Source organism: Agrobacterium vitis (genome assembly GCF_037039395.1).
Lineage (GTDB): Bacteria > Pseudomonadota > Alphaproteobacteria > Rhizobiales > Rhizobiaceae > Allorhizobium > Allorhizobium vitis_E.
In genome coordinates, this window is the sequence record NZ_CP146242.1 from 2,260,463 (window position 1) to 2,276,470 (window position 16,008).

The following is a 16,008-nucleotide window of genomic DNA, read 5'->3' on the forward strand; positions in this document are numbered from 1 at the left end:
TTGATTTATATGTTCGAATGTTCGGATCTCTATTTGACAAAGATCAAGAAACTAGGCCTGGCATTGTGTTATTATCTCGTTTGTAACTGTCTTGGATACAAAAAATCAGGATTGCTCTTGCTGCGATCTATTTCTTCATAGAATGCGTATCATATACCAAGTCCCCTCTCCAGGCCGCAGGCATTGACATCATGTCCGAAAAAAAGTCCTCGAAATCCGTCAAAGCTCCGGCACATCAGAGCCAGGCTAATGCCATGATCGCGGCACGCTTGAAAACCTATTATGATGAGCTTGTCGAGGAGGGGACCCCGGATCACTTTCTGGACCTGCTCGAGAGGCTCGATGCTGCCGAGCAGTCGGCGAAGTCCAAGTCTGATAAAGCCTAAAACTGGTGTTCATGGCACGCTAGGTGATGGGAAATATAGAAAAAGCGTCATGTGTTTTGCAAGGCACATGACGCTTTTGTCGTTAAAGCGTATCTTTTCGAGAAATCGGCTCGACAAACCGGTTCCAGCTTTTTCTGAAAATGCTGTTAGGAAGCGATAATCGCCCGCAGCATCCACAATGCCTTTTCGTGGAAGGTCAGGCGGGCTGTCAGCATGTCTGATGTAACCAGATCGCCAGCTTCATCGGCAGCCTCACCGACCTCGCGCATCTGACGCACAGCAGCCTCATGGTCGGCGATCAAATCCTTGACCATGTCAATGGCGGCGTGATGCTGGGTCTCGCCAGTCTTTGGTGCGAAATTGCTGCTGCTTTGCAAATTGACCGGGGCAAGATGTCCGAGGGCGCGAATACGCTCAGCAATAATGTCGACGGCGGCAAACAGCGTATTGTAATGCTCTTCCGTCAGTTCGTGGATCGGCTTGAACAGCGGACCAACAACATTCCAGTGATAGACCTGCGTCTTGATCGTCAGGGCATAGGTGGCGGCAAGGATTTTGGAGAGATCCTTGGAGGCCTGTTCGCGGTAGGCGTCTTCAAGTCCGATGCTGATTTTTTCGTCACGGGCTCTGGGCTTCAATACTTCTGCAACTTTGGCCATGAATTTGGTCCTTTCCGTAAAAATCAAGGCGACGAAAAGCCCCGCCGAAACAGGGTTCCGCCGTCGGTTGAGGGTATGACTGCACTTACGAACTGCGACAGGCAAACTGCGACAGGCTTAGCCGTTACTTACGGCCGATCCCCTGGCTGCGTGCAAACAGATAGGCAAGCATGCCGACCGCCGCGACCCCGACGATGGGGTTGACCTTCAGCATTCCGGGCAAGCGTCCCATCAGCCCCATGGTCAGCGGATCGGTCGCTGCCAGCGTCGCGGTTTGAAGAAATGCCCGCCTGCGTGCTTCACGGCGATTGATGATGGAGACGATCGCTAAGGTGATCAGGCCGATCAACACCGCGATGCCTGCAATTACCAGCCCGGCCGGACCGGCACCGATCTCAGCCGCCAGGAAAATCCAGCCGGAAACAATCGCTGCAACGATGGCAATCAGGAAACAAAACCCGGCAATAGCGCCAGCGATAGCGTTGCGCCGGGCTTTGTCGATCCTGGGCTTCACGCCTTCTGCGGCCACCAGTGTCAGACGTGTGAGCAAACCGAACATTGATTAGCGCCGTGACAGCAGGGCGAAAATAAAGCCGAGACCGGCAGCAATCGCCACCGACTGCAACGGTTTTGCCCGAATTTTATCTTCCAGATCCTGTTCCAGCGCAGAAACGCTGCTGCGTGCGGAGCTGATCGCATCCGATGCCTTGTCGCCGACCTGATGCAATGTTGCGCTGCCGAGGGAGGCGAGCGTGCTCGTCAGCGAAGCAACGTCCTGCTTGAGCTGCTCGATCTGCGCTTCGAGTTCCTTGGACCGTGCTTCTGCTTCCAAATCGTTAACGGCTTCATTGATATCGACCATGGACGAACTCCTTCTGGATTTTAAGGCTGCGCAAACCGTTATCCCGTCTGCGGTGCGAACTCTATCAACAAACGTTGCTCAGGCCCAAGGGTTCCATTTTTCAACTATTTTCGGGTCACCCTTCTCGCATGGCATGATGTCAACGGTCGTCTACCGTCGTGCCACATCGGTATAATCGGAACCTTCAAGGTTGCATGACGTTAATCTCATGCTACCATGCTCGGACCGCTGATGTTTGACGGCGGCACGGGCTTCTCGAAATCGCCAATCGGAAGAGGAGACCGCGATGAACTGGAACCGTGTTGAAGGCAATTGGGAACAATTCAAGGGCAAGGCCCAGGCGCAATGGGGCAAGCTGACCGGCGACGACCTGGATGTTATTGCCGGTAATCGCAAACAATTGAGCGGCAAATTGCAGGAACTCTATGGAAAAGGCCAGGATGAGGCCGACCGAGAGATCGACGATTGGGTCAAACGCCACTAATATACCCTAACCGCAGTCTGGCGACATGATGTCGTCTTGCGGGTGCGGCGCTGGAAACCATGATGGTTCTGGCGCCGCTTTTTTATGATCATGCTGGCAGCATATGCAGCAGCGTTTCCAGCCGGTCGGCATCACGGGGAAGTTTATCGCTCCGCAGCCGTGAAATCCGGGGAAAGCGCATGGCGACGCCGGATTTGTGCCGGGTGGACCGGTTCAGCCCTTCAAAGGCCACCTCTACCACGAAACCATGATCCGGCTCGGCGCGAATCGAGCGCACAGGGCCGAACCGGTCGATGGTGTTGTTGCGCACATATTTATCGAGAATTTCCAGCTCCTGGTCGGTAAAGCCGAAATAGGCCTTGCCCACTGGCACCAGTTGGTCGCCGCCCTCAGGCATCTGCATCCAGACCCCGAAGGTAAAATCGGAATAATAGCTGGAGCGCTTGCCATGGCCGCGCTGGGCATACATCAGCACTGCATCGACGTTCAGCGGTTGTTTTTTCCACTTGAACCACGGCCCCTTGGCGCGTCCCGCCTGGTAAATGCTATCGCGGCGCTTGATCATCACCCCTTCGATGACCGGATCGGGCGGTGAGTGCCGCAGGGCGTCCAGCTCGTCCCAACTGGAAAAACCAATCAGCGGCGAGAGATCGAAACGGGTGGCGGGCGCTTTTTCGACAATCTCTGCAAGCAGACCCCGGCGTGCCTCAAAGCCCAGGTTTCGCACATCCTGGTCGCCGGTAAACAGCAGATCATAGGCGCGGATGAAGGCCGGATAATCGCTGAGCATTTTCGTCGTAACGCTCTTGCGGTTCAGACGTTGCTGAAGATCGGAAAAGCTGCGGGTTGGCTGGTTGGAGCGGGCGGTGCCGCCGACCAGCAATTCGCCATCAATCACCCCATCGAAATTAGCCGCTGCAATAATATCGGGAAAAGCTCCGGAAATATCGTCGCCGGAGCGGGAATAGAGGCGGCAGGTGTCTCCGTGGCGCGAAAGCTGCACCCGGATACCGTCCCATTTCCACTCGGCGGCGTAATCGGCGGGATCGAGGCCATCCAGATCTCCATTGCCGACCGGATTGGACAGCATGACGGAATGAAAGATCGCCGGCGTCGCCAGCACAGGCTTGTCGGCGCCGCCCTCAAGCCAGGCAAACAGGCTCACATAGGGCGGCTCCAGCCCATGCCAGAGCGTCTCGATATCACCTACATCCTTGCCCGACATTTCGGCCAGCGCCTGTTTGGCAAGTCGTGCCGAAACCCCGATCCGCAAGCCGCCGGTCGCCAGTTTGAGAAAGGCGAAACGGCCTGACGTGTCGAGTTGGTCGAGCAGATCGCGCACGGCGCCCCGCACTTGAGTGCGGCCAAGCGATTGCATGAGGGCGACGACCTCGCCAAGGCTTGGTTCGGCCATTTCGGCCTTTTCGCCGCGGTCCTGGTCCCAGACCAGCGAAATGGTTTCGGCGAGGTCGCCGACATAGTCATAGGAATAACCGAAGAGGACAGGGTCCATCCGCTCCAGCACCAGTTCTTTCAGCAGGGCTGGCTTGACTGTTTTCAGATCAAGTGTTCCGGCCAGAACGCCCAGCGCATAGCCCCGGTCCGGGTCTGGCACGCCGGCAAAATAATCGGCCAACAGCTTGAGCTTGGCATTGCGGCTCGGGGTCAGGACGAGGCGGTCGAGAAGGGTGGCAAAGGCGCGCATCAATCGCCCTCGTCTTCATAGCCGACCAGATGCAGCGGCTTGGCGGCGATACCGTTCAACTCGCACCAGCGCACCAAAGCCTCTTCGCGTCCATGCGTGACCCAGACGGCACCGGGTTGCAATTCGCGGATCGTCTCGATCAGCTCAGGCCAGTCGCAATGATCGGAAATGACCAGCGGCAATTCGACCCCGCGCTGCTTGGCCCTTTGACGCACCATCATCCAGCCAGAGGCGAAAATCGCCAGCGGATCGTGAAAACGCCGCGCCCAGCGATCGGCAAAAGCCGAAGGCGGACCAATGACGATAGCGCCTTCGAAATGGCTGGAACCGCCGCTTTCCACTGTTGCGGGGCGCAATTCTCCCAGCTCGATGCCCTGGCTCTGGTAATAGTCGCAGAGCTTGGTGAGTGCGCCGTGAATATAGATTGGCTTCTCATAGCCCGCTTGACGGATCAGCGAGATCACCCGCTGCGCTTTGCCCAGCGCATAGGCCCCAACCAGATGGCTGCGCTGCGGAAACTGTTCCAGCGACCGCAAAAGCTTGCCGATTTCCAGTGCCGGATCGGGATGGTGAAAGACCGGCAGCGCAAAGGTTGCCTCAGTGATGAACACATCGCAAGGCACCGGTACGAAAGCCGCACAGGTGGCATCGGGCCGACGTTTGTAATCGCCGGAAACGACGATGCGGGTTCCCGCCCGCTCAATCGAAATCTGCGCCGACCCCAGAACGTGTCCGGCTGGATGAAAACCAATGGCAACGCCGTCCATCATGATGGTTTCGCCAAAATCGATGGCCTGGGACGATCCTGCAAAGTCGGCGCCGTAGCGCAACGCCATGATGTCAAGCGTCTGCCGGGTGGCCAGCACTTTTTCATGACCGGCGCGGGCATGGTCGGAATGGCCATGCGTAATCAGCGCCCGGGCCACCGGCCGCACCGGATCGACATAAAAATCGCCGGTCGGACAATAGAGACCGGCAGGAGTGGGATAAAGCAGGGCCTCGGGCTTGATCATCATGCTAAAATAGGGCGGCAGGCGCCAGAAGTGTAGAGCGAATTTGCTCTTGACCTGTCCCTTGGGGCCGCTTCCATACGTATGGCGGTCAACAACGAACGAGGTGATTCGTGACGTATTCCGCTCAATATCTGAATGCTTCCGAGGCCGCGCGCCGGCTCGGCGTATCCATGAAGGCCCTGCGGCTCTACGAGCAGAAAGGGTTGATAACGCCGGTTCGCACCGCTGCCGGGTGGAGGACTTACGGTCCCGCCGAAATGGCTCGCGCCACGGACATCATTGCCCTGCGAGACCTTGGCCTCAGTCTTGCAGAGGTCAAGCGTGTGATGGAAGGGGATCCGCAATGCCTCGAACCGGCTTTCGCGCGGCATCAGTCCGCGCTTGAACGGACCATCCGACAGACGGCACAAGCCCTGGAGAAAATCCGGGCGCTGCGCCAGGATATAGCCGCCGGGACAGTCCCTGCGTTTGCCGAATTAGTGGGTCTGTCGCGTCGCAGTGGCGACGTTCGGCTTGCCCTGGATCTTCCGTGGCCGTGGGGTGGAGAACGCTTCGAGCTGCTGGATATTCGTCCAATCAATTATATTGTCGGTCCACTCGGATGCGGCAAGACCAGGCTTGCCCATGCAATCGCTGCCGCCTTACCTGATGCAGCATTTCTTGGTCTGGACCGGCTTGAAGACATGGGCAGTGCAGCAAAGGCGCGTCTTGATGCCGATCTCTGTTTAAGGGAGAGGATTGAGCGGGCCTTGGCTTGGCTTATGGAGGAAGGAGCTGTTCCTTCTGATGCCTTGACGGCCCTTCTGGTTGGGCTGGAAGCGCACGGTCCGGCCTGCCTGGTTATCGATATGGTGGAGGATGGCCTGGATAGCGCCACGCAGGAGGCGTTGACCGGTTACCTGCGCCATCACTGCTCCCAGTCACGTCCGCTGTTTCTTATGACCCGATCGGCGTCGATCCTCGACCTGGATGCGGTGACGGGGGACGAAGTCATCATTTTTTGCCCCGCCAACCACAGCCCCCCAAGCGTAGTCGCGCCTTATCCCGGTGCCCCCGGCTATGAGGCCCTTTCCACATGTCTCGCCTCACCGGAGGTTCGGGCACGCAGCCGGGGTGTCGTTGCTTTCAGGCCTCATTCGTAAATGCTGCTGACTGGCGGATTGCCGTTCGCCTGTGCATCCATGCGCAGGCGAGACCTGCGATTGCAGCGTGACATCCCGCTTGTATTTGCGGTATCGGATAGAGACAGTGTGGCATTGTTTTCTCAGGCATTGCCCGCACGGTCTTTCAGACCTTTCGACGCGCAATCTCAGGATCTATTTCCATGAAACCCATTTTCGTTCAGCTGCAATGTGTTCCCGGCAAGACCTATGAGGTGGCCGACGCGATCTATAAGGCGGAGATCGTCTCAGAACTTTATTCCACTTCGGGTGAATATGATCTGCTGATGAAGGTCTATATCGAGGATGGGCAGGACGTCGGCAAATTCGTCAACGAGCAGATTTCGGCCGTACCCGGCGTGGTCCGCTCGCTGACGACAATGACGTTTACCGCTTTCTAAGCGTCATCAGGCGAAGCCCGCTACCAGCCTTCGGTCAGGACCTTGTCCAGCATGGCCACGAAGAAGCTGGCGCTTTCATAGGTCAGGCAGAGCGGTGGCTTGATCTTCAGGACGTTGAGATGGTCGCCGGTCGGCTGCATGATGATGCCGAGGTCGAGCAGCCGTTCGCAGATTGCAGCGGTCTCCTGGGCCGCTGGTTCAAGCGTCTGGCGGTCGCGGACCAGTTCGAGACCGAGATAAAGCCCCATGCCGTGCACGGCACCAGCCAGGGGATGGACGGCAACCAGATCCTCCAGTTTTTCGCGCAGGAAGTCGCCGACATCGCGGGCATTGTCCTGCAAGTTTTCGTCGCGCATGATGTCCAGCACCGTCATGCCGATCACCGAACTGACCGGGCTGCCGCCGGAGGATGAGAAGAAATAGCCATCGTGCTCGAAGGCATCGGCAATCGCCTTTGTGGTGATGACGGCGCCGAGCGGTTGGCCATTGCCCATGCCCTTGGCGATGGTGATGATATCAGGGATGACGCCCTGCTGCTCAAAACCCCAGAAATGATGGCCGAGGCGGCCATAGCCGACCTGAACCTCATCGGCGATGCACAGCCCGCCGCGCGCCCGAATCAAGGGATAGACGCCCTGGAGATAGCCGGGCGGCAAGGCGATGCCTCCTGCATTGCCAAACAGGCTTTCTGCGATGAAACCGGCGAGGCCCGCACCTCCAGCATCGATGTCCTCCAGCGTCTTTTCCACCTCAGCGACATAGGCGGTAGCGCTGTCTTGTCCCTTATACGGGCCGCGATAGCTGTTGGGTGCGGTAACGGGCCATACCCAGTCCGGGCGGGTTTCCAGCGCGCGCGGATTATCGGCAATCGAGGTGGAGACCGCGTCGCTCGCCATTGTCCAGCCGTGATAGGCTTCCTTCAGGCTGACCAGGTTGCGTTTGCCGCTGGCTGCCCAGGCAAGCCGGATGGCGAGGTCCACGGCTTCCGAGCCGCTATTGACCAGAAAAACCGTGTCCAGTCCTTCCGGCGCAAGGTTCGCCAGCCGCTCAGAAAATTCGGCAACGGCGCGGTAATGAAAGCGGGAATTGGTGTTGAGACGCGACCACTGCGTCCAGGCGGCATGGGCAAGACGCGGATGCCCATGGCCGACGGTGGCGACATTGTTGACCATATCAAGATAGGCGCGGCCCGCCATATCGAACAGATGTTCGCCAAAACCACGTTCGATCTGCGGTGGGTGGGCGTAATAGTGCTTTTGCGGGCTGGCAAAATGCTGGCTGCGGGTCGCAAGCAGGGCTTCGCCGCTTGGCAGCGGCGCATCCAGATCGACGCCGAACAAGGCGGCGGGCGACAGGCAGACGCGCCGCCACGCATAGGCGTGATCGGGTCTGGCAAACAGTGGCGGCACGAGGTCGGTATCGCGGCAAAGCTGCAATCGCAGCCCGCCCACGGACCCTTCCGCGCCGGCGATCCGGCCGAGTGGCGTTCCCGCCTGCAATTCCGTACCGTCTTCAAACTGGCATTCCAACCCATGGATATGCAGGGCCAGATCGGGCGCCATCAAGATGAAGTGCTGGCTGGTGCGTTTCAGCACGCAATCGAAGGGCACAACGGCCTCGGTTCCCGCTGGCAGGCAGGCATCGACATGCAGCGCAAAGGTCGCGGGCATTCGCGGCGACAGAAGCCTTGTATAGGAAAGGCGGCATTCACCGTAGCGGGTTGCGGCAACGCCGGTATCGGCGGCGGCCTTGGCCAGCAGCTTCCAGTCGATCTGGGCATCCGCCCAATCGTCCTCGATCAGCGCGGGGCTGAGGGTGGACAGGTCGGTCAGGTGCACGCTGAGCGGATCGATACCGGGCAGAAGCCGGCCAAGCACCGGGCGCTCCTCCGGTGGTTCCTGGCCAAGCGCCGCCAAGATCGCTGCTTCCATGACCGAGAAGGGCAGGGAGGTGGCGAGGGTGAAAATTTCCCGTTCATGTTCCAGATTGCTGGAAACATAATCATTGTCGGGATCGATTGATAATTGCTGCTCGCTGCTGGCCACCAGCACGGCGGCACGCGCGACGATCAGGGGCCAAAGGGCTTTGATCTCGGCTTCATTCAACGGATAAAGCGCGTGAAAAGCCTGGATGACCGGCAGGACACCGAAGGGATCGCCATCGGCCTGGTGCAAGAGTGCCGCGCAGGTCACGGCAAGGTCTCCCACCAGCCAGCCTGTCACCAGATCACCGAAATCGATCACGGCTTGCGGCAGAAGCCGCCCGGCGGCATCGGGCGCGCCCATGATGTTGTCGCCGGTCAAGTCGTGATGCACGGCCTGAAGGCGCAGGTCACCCAGCAACGGATTGATATGACGCATGGTGACGATCATCGCCTTGGCGACATCGTCACGGCGTTTAGGTTCGCTGACGGAGGCCAGCAGATGCAAGGTGACCGGTCCGGCACGCCGCAGATCCCATTGCAGGTCCCGCTCCAGGCCGGGATGGTCGAAATCGGTCAGTGCCAACGCCATGCGGGCGCAAAAGCTGCCGATGGCGCGCATGGTCGCAGGCGCAAGATAGCTTCGCTGGCTAAGGGATTCGCCCTCGATATAGGTCAGCAGGCGGGCGTAATAGCTTTCCTCATCAAGCGTGACGGCCACGATCTCCTCTCCGCTGAGGGAGGGTACCGGTTCCGGGGCCTTCGGGGCCTCGGGGATTTGCGCCAGATGCCGCAAGGCCGCATTCTGGGCTTCCAGTTCGACGCTCGCATACTCCTGGCGGCAGATTTTCAGGACGAAGCGGCGGTCACCGGTATCCACGCGGAAATTGCGGTCCTGTTGGGAACCCAGCTCCTTGACGGTTCCTTCAAGGCCATACTGCTCTTTCAGCAGGGTCACTGCCGCCTCAAGCGTCACGTGAGGCCGCGCAAGCCCGGTGCGCTGAAAGAGAAGGGTGTTTGGCATGGACTGCCTCCTGCAGAATCAATCGGCTGAGAGCTGGGCCTGTCCGGTCTGAACTCCGGTCCGGCCTGCATCATGCAAGCTCATGTCTGTCTTCTTTTGGTTTCTCGCATTGGAAAGCCGATAACCATGTTTCCTGACAAACTCTAGCAGAGAGAATCTGTGCGTCCATCGCCCATCCTTAAAATAACATGGGCAACAAACGTTTGAGGTGTGGAAAGAGCCGATTTCGCCTCCCGTGCGGTCCGGCTCAATCCGTAAATGCGTGGTTATCCCATCCGTTCCGACGCATAGGAGCCGGGGCTGGCCGGAAAAACCACGCTCTTGTTGCCGTTGATGAAGGTGCGATGATGAATATGGGCATGGATGGCGCGGGCGAGAACCTGGCTTTCCACGTCGCGGCCGATCGACACGTAATCCTCGGCGTTCTGGGCGTGGGTGACGCGCGCGACATCCTGCTCGATGATCGGGCCTTCGTCGAGATCGGCGGTGACATAATGCGCGGTGGCACCGATCAGCTTCACGCCGCGCTCGAAGGCCTGCTTGTAGGGATTGGCGCCCTTGAAGCTCGGCAGGAAGGAATGGTGGATGTTGATGATCTTGCCCGACATCTTCTGGCACATCGCGTCGGAGAGGACCTGCATATAACGGGCCAGCACGATCAGTTCGGTGCCGGTCTGCTGCACAAGGTCCATCAGATGGGCCTCGGCCTGCGGCTTGTTGTCCTTCGTCACCTTGATGTGGTGGAAGGGAATATCGTGATTGACCACCACTTTCTGGTAGTCGAAATGGTTGGAGACCACGCCGACAATATCGATCGGCAGGGCGCCGATTTTCCAGCGATACAGCAGGTCGTTCAGGCAATGGCCGAAGCGCGAGACCATCAGCAGCACCTTGACCCGCTCCGTCGAGTCATAAAGCCCGGTCTCCATCTGGAAACTATCGATAATGGGTGCCAGGCCCGCCTCGATCTTTTCGCGGCTTGCCCCCTGTTCGGAAATAAAGCTGACGCGCATGAAAAAACGGTCGGTATCGAGATCGTCAAATTGCGAGCTGTCGACGATATTGCATCCCATTTCCGCCAGATACCCGGAGAGGGCAGCAACAATGCCGCGCTTGGATGGACACGATACCGTCAGGACATAACTCGTCATCTCGTCTTCCTCTGATGTGGCCGGTTTGTACGGCCTCTTTCCGTTAAAGCGTCTTCCGCCTGAAGAAGCGGGTTGTTAGCCTTCTGATTTATGATGCATAATCTATTGTCAATCCCGATCAATCCAGGGGTTCTGGTTCTGATCCAGTAAACTATTTTTCTTTTAAGGAAAAGTGCTGAGAGTCCATGAGAATGAAACTGCCGGGTTTGCGGGGCAAAGGGCGGTCCGATTGCGTCTTCGTGCGCCGCATTGTGTCGCAACGTCGTGGTAGGGCGCCGAATGACAGCGCAAATAACTCCAGTCGCTGTTTGCCAGCATAAAAGCTGCCTGCGTGACAGAACGAAAAACGAGGATAAGCAAATGGCAGCGATGACGACGGACAGGCGCAGGAGCGTATTGAAAAGGACCATAACCATGTCTGTGGCTCTCACGCTTTCGGTGGCACCGGTCATCAGCGGACAAGCGTGGGCCGGGCAGGCCTGTATGCGAGGGGTTAATCTTTCTGGAGCGGAATTTGGCGAGATTGGTGGCGCGCCGGACAGGGCCTATACCTATCCCAGTGCCAGGACCATTCATTACTTCGCCGAGAAAGGCTTCAACTCCGTGCGCCTTCCCTTTAAATGGGAACGTCTGCAACCCAAGCTCAAGAATGTTTTCGACGCTGACGAGCTGAAACGTCTGGATACAGCCGTTGCACAGCTGAAGGCGGCGCATCTGCGGGTGGTGCTCGATCCGCATAATTTCGCGGTCTATCATCAAAAGCAGATCAATGGTCCGGAGGTGTCTGTCGAGGCCTTTGCGGATTTGTGGATGCGGCTGGCCGCTCACTATGCCAATGACCAGACCATCGTTTTCGGCTTGATGAATGAGCCCTATGACATGCCAGCCAGCCAATGGCTTCCGGCTGCCAATGCCGCCATTGCCGCCATTCGCGAGGTTGGGGCGAAAAATCTCATTCTCGTGCCGGGCGTGTCCTGGACGGGTGCGCATAGCTGGCAGAGCGACGGCTATGGCGGCGCCAATGGCGAGGTCATGCTGGGCGTGAAGGACCCTGGCAATAATTATGCCTATGAGGTTCACCAGTATTTCGACGCGGATTTTTCCGGTACCAAGGATGAATGCAGCCGGGCAGGCGATGCGGTCGCCGCCATCGAGGCCTTCACGGATTGGCTGCGCAAGAATGACAAGCGTGGCTATCTCGGCGAATTCGGCGCGCCGGGCGCAGAGCCCTGCGTCAAGGGCATCAAGGACATGGTGGCTGTGGTGGAGAACAACCCGGATCGCTGGGTCGGTTGGGCCTATTGGGTGGCCGGTGACTGGTGGCCGGAAACCGAAATGCTCAACATCCAGCCGGGCAAGTCCGGTGACCGGCCGCAACTGGCCGGTCTGACCCCTTATTTGCGCGATTTCTCTGCGGCTGCGGGGGACTGCCCATCCTTGCGGTCGCGGTAGGCCAGGATTTTGGTCCAGTCCACCGCATCGGCGGTGCCGATCAGGAACCACATCAGGGCGGCGGTCTTGATCGAATAGAAGGAATTGCTGATCAACATCAGCAGCAAAAGATAGATCACCATCATGCCCCGGAAGGCCCAGGCCCTGGGATCTTTCATCGGTGAGAGCACGAAAGCCGCCCAGAGCCCGACAAAGCCGAACAGGCCGAAATTGGTCAGCGTGTAGGAAATGCCGGAATCGGCGGTAAAGGCATCGGTGGTCTTTGCGCCGAGAACCACCTGCAAATCCAGGCTGTTGAGAATGCCTGCCGTCACTTTCAACCGGCCTGACAGATCGTTGGCACCGCCTTCGGCGCCGACGATCAGCCCATAGGCGGCAATCACGGCCAGCAGCAGGAACGGGGCGACCAGCCAGACGGTTTTCGGGATGAACCGGTAGAGCGGCAGAAACAGGGTAATGGCGACGCAGGTGAAGAAGCCGAAGCGGGCATCGGCCAGAACAATGCTGGTCATGGCCAGTGCCATGACGATCAGCCGCCACGGCATGGCGGGTCGAAACAGCGCCCAGGCATAGAGGATGACGCCGAAATTGCCAGCCGAGACCGGTTCCAGAAACACCGAGGACACCCGGTGCTGGCCGAGAAAGGGCAGGAGGGTGCGCGGCTCCGGCCGCAGCCCGGAAATGAACAGACCCCGCGTCTGGCCAAAGCTTTCCTGAAGCGTCACGGTGCCGCGGGCGATGTAATAGCCGAGCACATTGAAATAATCGAGATAGCTTTCAAGCGCCAGATATTCGTAAAGCGACACGGTCAGCACGATCAGGCCACAGGCGATCACCAGCCGGTCCGCCAGCCCGACATGGGCAATCCTGCGGCCCATGAAATAGAACCCGACGGGGATGAAGATGTCGCGCAATGCCTTCAGGTCGAGCGCGCCGCGCAAAGCAAAGATCATCAGCATGTAGCTGACGAACAGCAGCAGGGTGAGGTAGAGACCAGGGCGCCGGTCGACCGCTAATAGGAAGGCAGCGCCCAGCGTGGTCATTTCCCCCAGCATGACATGGGTGTCGCTGACGGGCATGATCCGGGTGTTGACGAAGCAGAGAAACAGATTGAGCAACAGCCCGCCGATGACGGCGAAGGAGGCAATCGCCGAAATGAGCCATTCGGGAAGAAACGCCGGTTTTTGGCGCTCCTCCTCCGTCAGGGACCGGTCGCCGGTGCCGGTCGGCCCGGTTTGCGCCGTCACCGTCATCCGGCGGTCTCAAGCACGATACGACCCACGACCCGTTCCGCGTCTTCACCCAGCCGCATCAGCAGTTCATCCAGGGCGGCAGCCTCGTCTTGCGCCGTGGTCAAAACCAGAATGACATCGGCTTCGGCGGCAAGGGCAGTAAGATGCTGCTCGCCACCAGCGCCTACGGCATTGCTCCCGGCGCCGCTGGCTTTGATCCAAGCGCCACAGGCATTAATCAAGGTGAAATCGGTTTCCGCCTGAAGGCTTTGCTCGACAAATCGCGAATAGGTGGGGCGACCGGAGGAGGCCGATGCTCCCGCCGCTGGCCGCGCTGGCTGGTTATGGGGCAGGGCGATACGCTCGTAGCGCAGGATGTGCGAGAGAGGCGCGTCTTCAAGATCGGGCTGCTGCAATGCCTCGGCAAGGCTTGGCCGGGCATTGGTTTTTCTGCGCGCGCGGATCGCCATGCGGTGGTCCAGCATGGTGCCATTGGCCAGCAGCACGCCGCGATCCCGATCAACCAGCTTCTGCGCCACATCGCCAATAAAGGCGCTTGCCACCGGTCTGCCTGCTGCAACAAACAGAACGGTCAGATAAGCATAGCCTTCACCGCATTCGATCAGAAAACCGGCTGTACTGGCAACCGCATGAGACCAGGCGCCGCCCGCAGCCGGTGGTGATGTGTTTGCCGGGTTGGATGCTGGAACAAGAGGCGAGACCAGCCGACGGCCAAAGGCGGTGATAAAACCGAATGGATTGCGGGATCTAGGCTTTTTCGGTTCCGTTGCGTCCGCAATCAAAGCGATATGTCGTGCTGGCGCAACAGGCGACGCTGATAGCGGTTCACTGTTAGTCGGGGTCGCGGCGGCAGGGGCGATGCGGTCTTGCCGGGGCGCATCGATATCCTTGCGCGACAGGAGTTCCAGCACCACCGCCAGCGTGCTGCCGAAGGCGAGACCAAACAGCATGGCGGCGGCAAGGATCATCACCTTGAGAGTAGTGACTGATTTCGCTGTCGCCACCGCCTCGGTGATAACGCGGGAATTGTTGATAGAGATCGTCTGTTCCTGGCTCAGTTCCTCGGCGCGGTTGAGGAAGGCCTTGTAAATGGTGCGGATGGCTTCGGCTTCGCTTTCCAGCTGGCGCAGGGTGATCTGGCGGGCGCCGCTGTCGAAGCTGGTTTTCGTCAGGCTTTGCAGCTGGGTTTCCAGCGCCTTGCGGTTGGCAACCGCCCGGTCATAGTTGAGCTTCATCGACTGGCGCACGCGGTCCAACTCCTGCTGGATGGCCTGGCGCATGCTGGCCACCTGCGAATTGATCGCCTTCAGCTGCGGGTGATTGCTGCCGAGATTGGCGGCGGCTTCTGCCTGGCGGTCCTGTAGCTGGACATAGCGGTCGCGAAGCAGTCCGACCGTGGTGGACTGCACCGCTTCTGGAATATTGCCGTTTTCCACGGCGGCAACGGTAAGATTGCGGGTCTGCTGGTAAATGGCCTGCTGCTGTTCTTCCGCGCCGCGTGCCGCGATCAATTGCTGGTTCAGCCCGGCCAATTGCTGATCGATCACCAGCCCGGTGACGCCGGTGCTGGCCAGACCGTTGGCAGAGCGGAATTCCTCGACCGCCCTTTCGGCCTTCAGCACCCGATCGCGCAATTCACTGGCCTGCGCCTGGAAGGCGGCGCTGGCCCGGCGCGCTGCATCGGAGCGGGCTTCGTCCACCTGTTTCAGGTAGACGGTGGCAATCATATTGGCAATGTCGGCGGCGGTTTTGGCGATACGGTGCTCGACGGTGATCGACATGATGAAGGACTGGCCTTCGCGCTCGACTTTCACATGCCGGACCAGCCCGCCGATGGTGGCGGCCATGACCTCGGCGGGGGATGCGGCGCTGCCGGTTTGTCCCGCATAGAGATAGGGGTCTTTCGTCAGGTCGAGCCGGTTGACCACTTCCCCCAGCACGGCGCTGGACAGGACGACATAGATCTGGCTGTCGAGGCTGGCCGGGTCGCTTTGCACGGCGGCTGCCGGCTGCCGGCTGTCGCTGCTGGTGGCCGACAGACCGCGCGGATCAAGCAGGATCTGGGTTGAAGACACATAGACAGGCTTCAGGCTGAGCGCATAGAGAAGCGCCAGGCCAGCAAACAGCGCAGCGAAAAACGCCAGGTAATACCAGCGCCGTCGCAAGATCCCGGGGATTTGAAAAATGTCGATGTCCATTTTCATGTCCAGGACCGGAAAACTCCAGCCGGCTGTCCTTCTGAGGGCATTATCATACCGTTGCTCCGAGGCGGAAAATCCGCTCGCCAACCCCTAAAGCCTGTCAGCTTCAGATTGAACCAGACAGGCTCTCGCTTTTCGTGTGTTCGTTTGTCTGTTCGGGAAAACCGGTTTCGACTTCTCCCTGACAAACTCTAAAATGGCAGGCCATGGTTAATGATACCTAACAATTTGGCCTGTTAATCACGATTCTTTACCGCGTTTGTGCAAGGATAGGACATTTATGCATAAGATGCTTTACCAATGTTTCAAGGCATTCTAACCAAACGATCAGGAAAT

Annotated in this window: 14 protein-coding genes; 5 read left to right on the forward strand and 9 right to left on the reverse strand. The window is 58.9% G+C overall.

Features of this window, described 5'->3' with window-relative positions; all coding sequences use genetic code 11:
- Nucleotides 1–191 precede the first annotated feature (191 nt).
- On the forward strand, nt 192–386 hold the full coding sequence (locus V6582_RS13150) for a NepR family anti-sigma factor (protein WP_156633802.1): 195 nt from the start codon (nt 192–194) through the stop codon (nt 384–386).
- Nucleotides 387–532: 146 nt separating this feature from the next.
- Here V6582_RS13150 and V6582_RS13155 read toward each other — a convergent pair whose 3' ends face one another.
- The 3 genes from V6582_RS13155 to V6582_RS13165 all read right to left on the reverse strand — a co-directional run bounded on the left by V6582_RS13155 (nt 533) and on the right by V6582_RS13165 (nt 1,907).
- On the reverse strand, nt 533–1,045 hold the full coding sequence (locus tag V6582_RS13155; RefSeq protein ID WP_070167109.1) for a Dps family protein: 513 nt from the start codon (nt 1,043–1,045) through the stop codon (nt 533–535).
- Nucleotides 1,046–1,169: 124 nt separating this feature from the next.
- Nucleotides 1,170–1,604, reverse strand: coding sequence for a hypothetical protein (locus V6582_RS13160; protein ID WP_156633801.1), 435 nt, complete (start codon nt 1,602–1,604; stop codon nt 1,170–1,172).
- Between the two features lie 3 nt (nt 1,605–1,607).
- Nucleotides 1,608–1,907 (reverse strand): DUF883 family protein, encoded by a 300-nt coding sequence (locus V6582_RS13165; RefSeq protein WP_012654264.1) that lies wholly within the window; start codon nt 1,905–1,907, stop codon nt 1,608–1,610.
- Nucleotides 1,908–2,193: 286 nt separating this feature from the next.
- On the opposite strand from V6582_RS13165, the gene V6582_RS13170 reads away from it, so the two are divergent.
- Nucleotides 2,194–2,391, forward strand: coding sequence for a CsbD family protein (locus V6582_RS13170; RefSeq protein ID WP_060716888.1), 198 nt, complete (start codon nt 2,194–2,196; stop codon nt 2,389–2,391).
- Nucleotides 2,392–2,479: 88 nt separating this feature from the next.
- On the opposite strand, the gene V6582_RS13175 is transcribed toward V6582_RS13170, so the two are convergent.
- Together V6582_RS13175 and V6582_RS13180 are read right to left on the reverse strand one after the other, a co-directional pair.
- Nucleotides 2,480–4,096 carry a cisplatin damage response ATP-dependent DNA ligase gene (locus V6582_RS13175; protein ID WP_156633799.1) on the reverse strand — a complete coding sequence of 539 codons (1,617 nt, stop codon included), beginning with the start codon at nt 4,094–4,096 and terminating at the stop codon, nt 2,480–2,482.
- Entirely contained in the window at nt 4,096–5,106 is a 1,011-nt protein-coding gene (locus tag V6582_RS13180; RefSeq protein WP_337739369.1) for a ligase-associated DNA damage response exonuclease, read from the reverse strand. Before V6582_RS13180 ends, V6582_RS13175 begins: the two co-directional genes overlap by 1 nt.
- A 113-nt stretch (nt 5,107–5,219) precedes the next feature.
- On the opposite strand from V6582_RS13180, the gene V6582_RS13185 reads away from it, so the two are divergent.
- Together V6582_RS13185 and V6582_RS13190 are read left to right on the forward strand one after the other, a co-directional pair.
- Entirely contained in the window at nt 5,220–6,251 is a 1,032-nt protein-coding gene (locus V6582_RS13185) for a MerR family transcriptional regulator (RefSeq protein ID WP_337739368.1), read from the forward strand.
- 182 nt (nt 6,252–6,433) lie between these two features.
- Nucleotides 6,434–6,670, forward strand: a complete 237-nt coding sequence (locus tag V6582_RS13190) for an Lrp/AsnC ligand binding domain-containing protein (protein ID WP_012654268.1) — start codon at nt 6,434–6,436, stop codon at nt 6,668–6,670.
- 20 nt (nt 6,671–6,690) lie between these two features.
- On the opposite strand, the gene V6582_RS13195 is transcribed toward V6582_RS13190, so the two are convergent.
- Nucleotides 6,691–9,615 carry an aminotransferase gene (locus tag V6582_RS13195; RefSeq protein WP_156633794.1) on the reverse strand — a complete coding sequence of 975 codons (2,925 nt, stop codon included), beginning with the start codon at nt 9,613–9,615 and terminating at the stop codon, nt 6,691–6,693.
- A gap of 266 nt (nt 9,616–9,881) precedes the next feature.
- Entirely contained in the window at nt 9,882–10,766 is an 885-nt protein-coding gene (purU, locus tag V6582_RS13200; protein WP_156633792.1) for a formyltetrahydrofolate deformylase, read from the reverse strand.
- Between the two features lie 414 nt (nt 10,767–11,180).
- On the opposite strand from purU, the gene V6582_RS13205 reads away from it, so the two are divergent.
- Nucleotides 11,181–12,218 carry a glycoside hydrolase family 5 protein gene (locus tag V6582_RS13205; protein WP_234889817.1) on the forward strand — a complete coding sequence of 346 codons (1,038 nt, stop codon included), beginning with the start codon at nt 11,181–11,183 and terminating at the stop codon, nt 12,216–12,218.
- On the opposite strand, the gene V6582_RS13210 is transcribed toward V6582_RS13205, so the two are convergent.
- On the reverse strand, nt 12,161–13,471 hold the full coding sequence (locus tag V6582_RS13210; RefSeq protein WP_156633788.1) for a UDP-phosphate alpha N-acetylglucosaminyltransferase: 1,311 nt from the start codon (nt 13,469–13,471) through the stop codon (nt 12,161–12,163). The two genes, V6582_RS13205 and V6582_RS13210, sit on opposite strands and share 58 nt — an antisense overlap.
- Nucleotides 13,468–15,669 carry a GumC family protein gene (locus tag V6582_RS13215; protein ID WP_197434466.1) on the reverse strand — a complete coding sequence of 734 codons (2,202 nt, stop codon included), beginning with the start codon at nt 15,667–15,669 and terminating at the stop codon, nt 13,468–13,470. Before V6582_RS13215 ends, V6582_RS13210 begins: the two co-directional genes overlap by 4 nt.
- Nucleotides 15,670–16,008 lie beyond the last annotated feature (339 nt).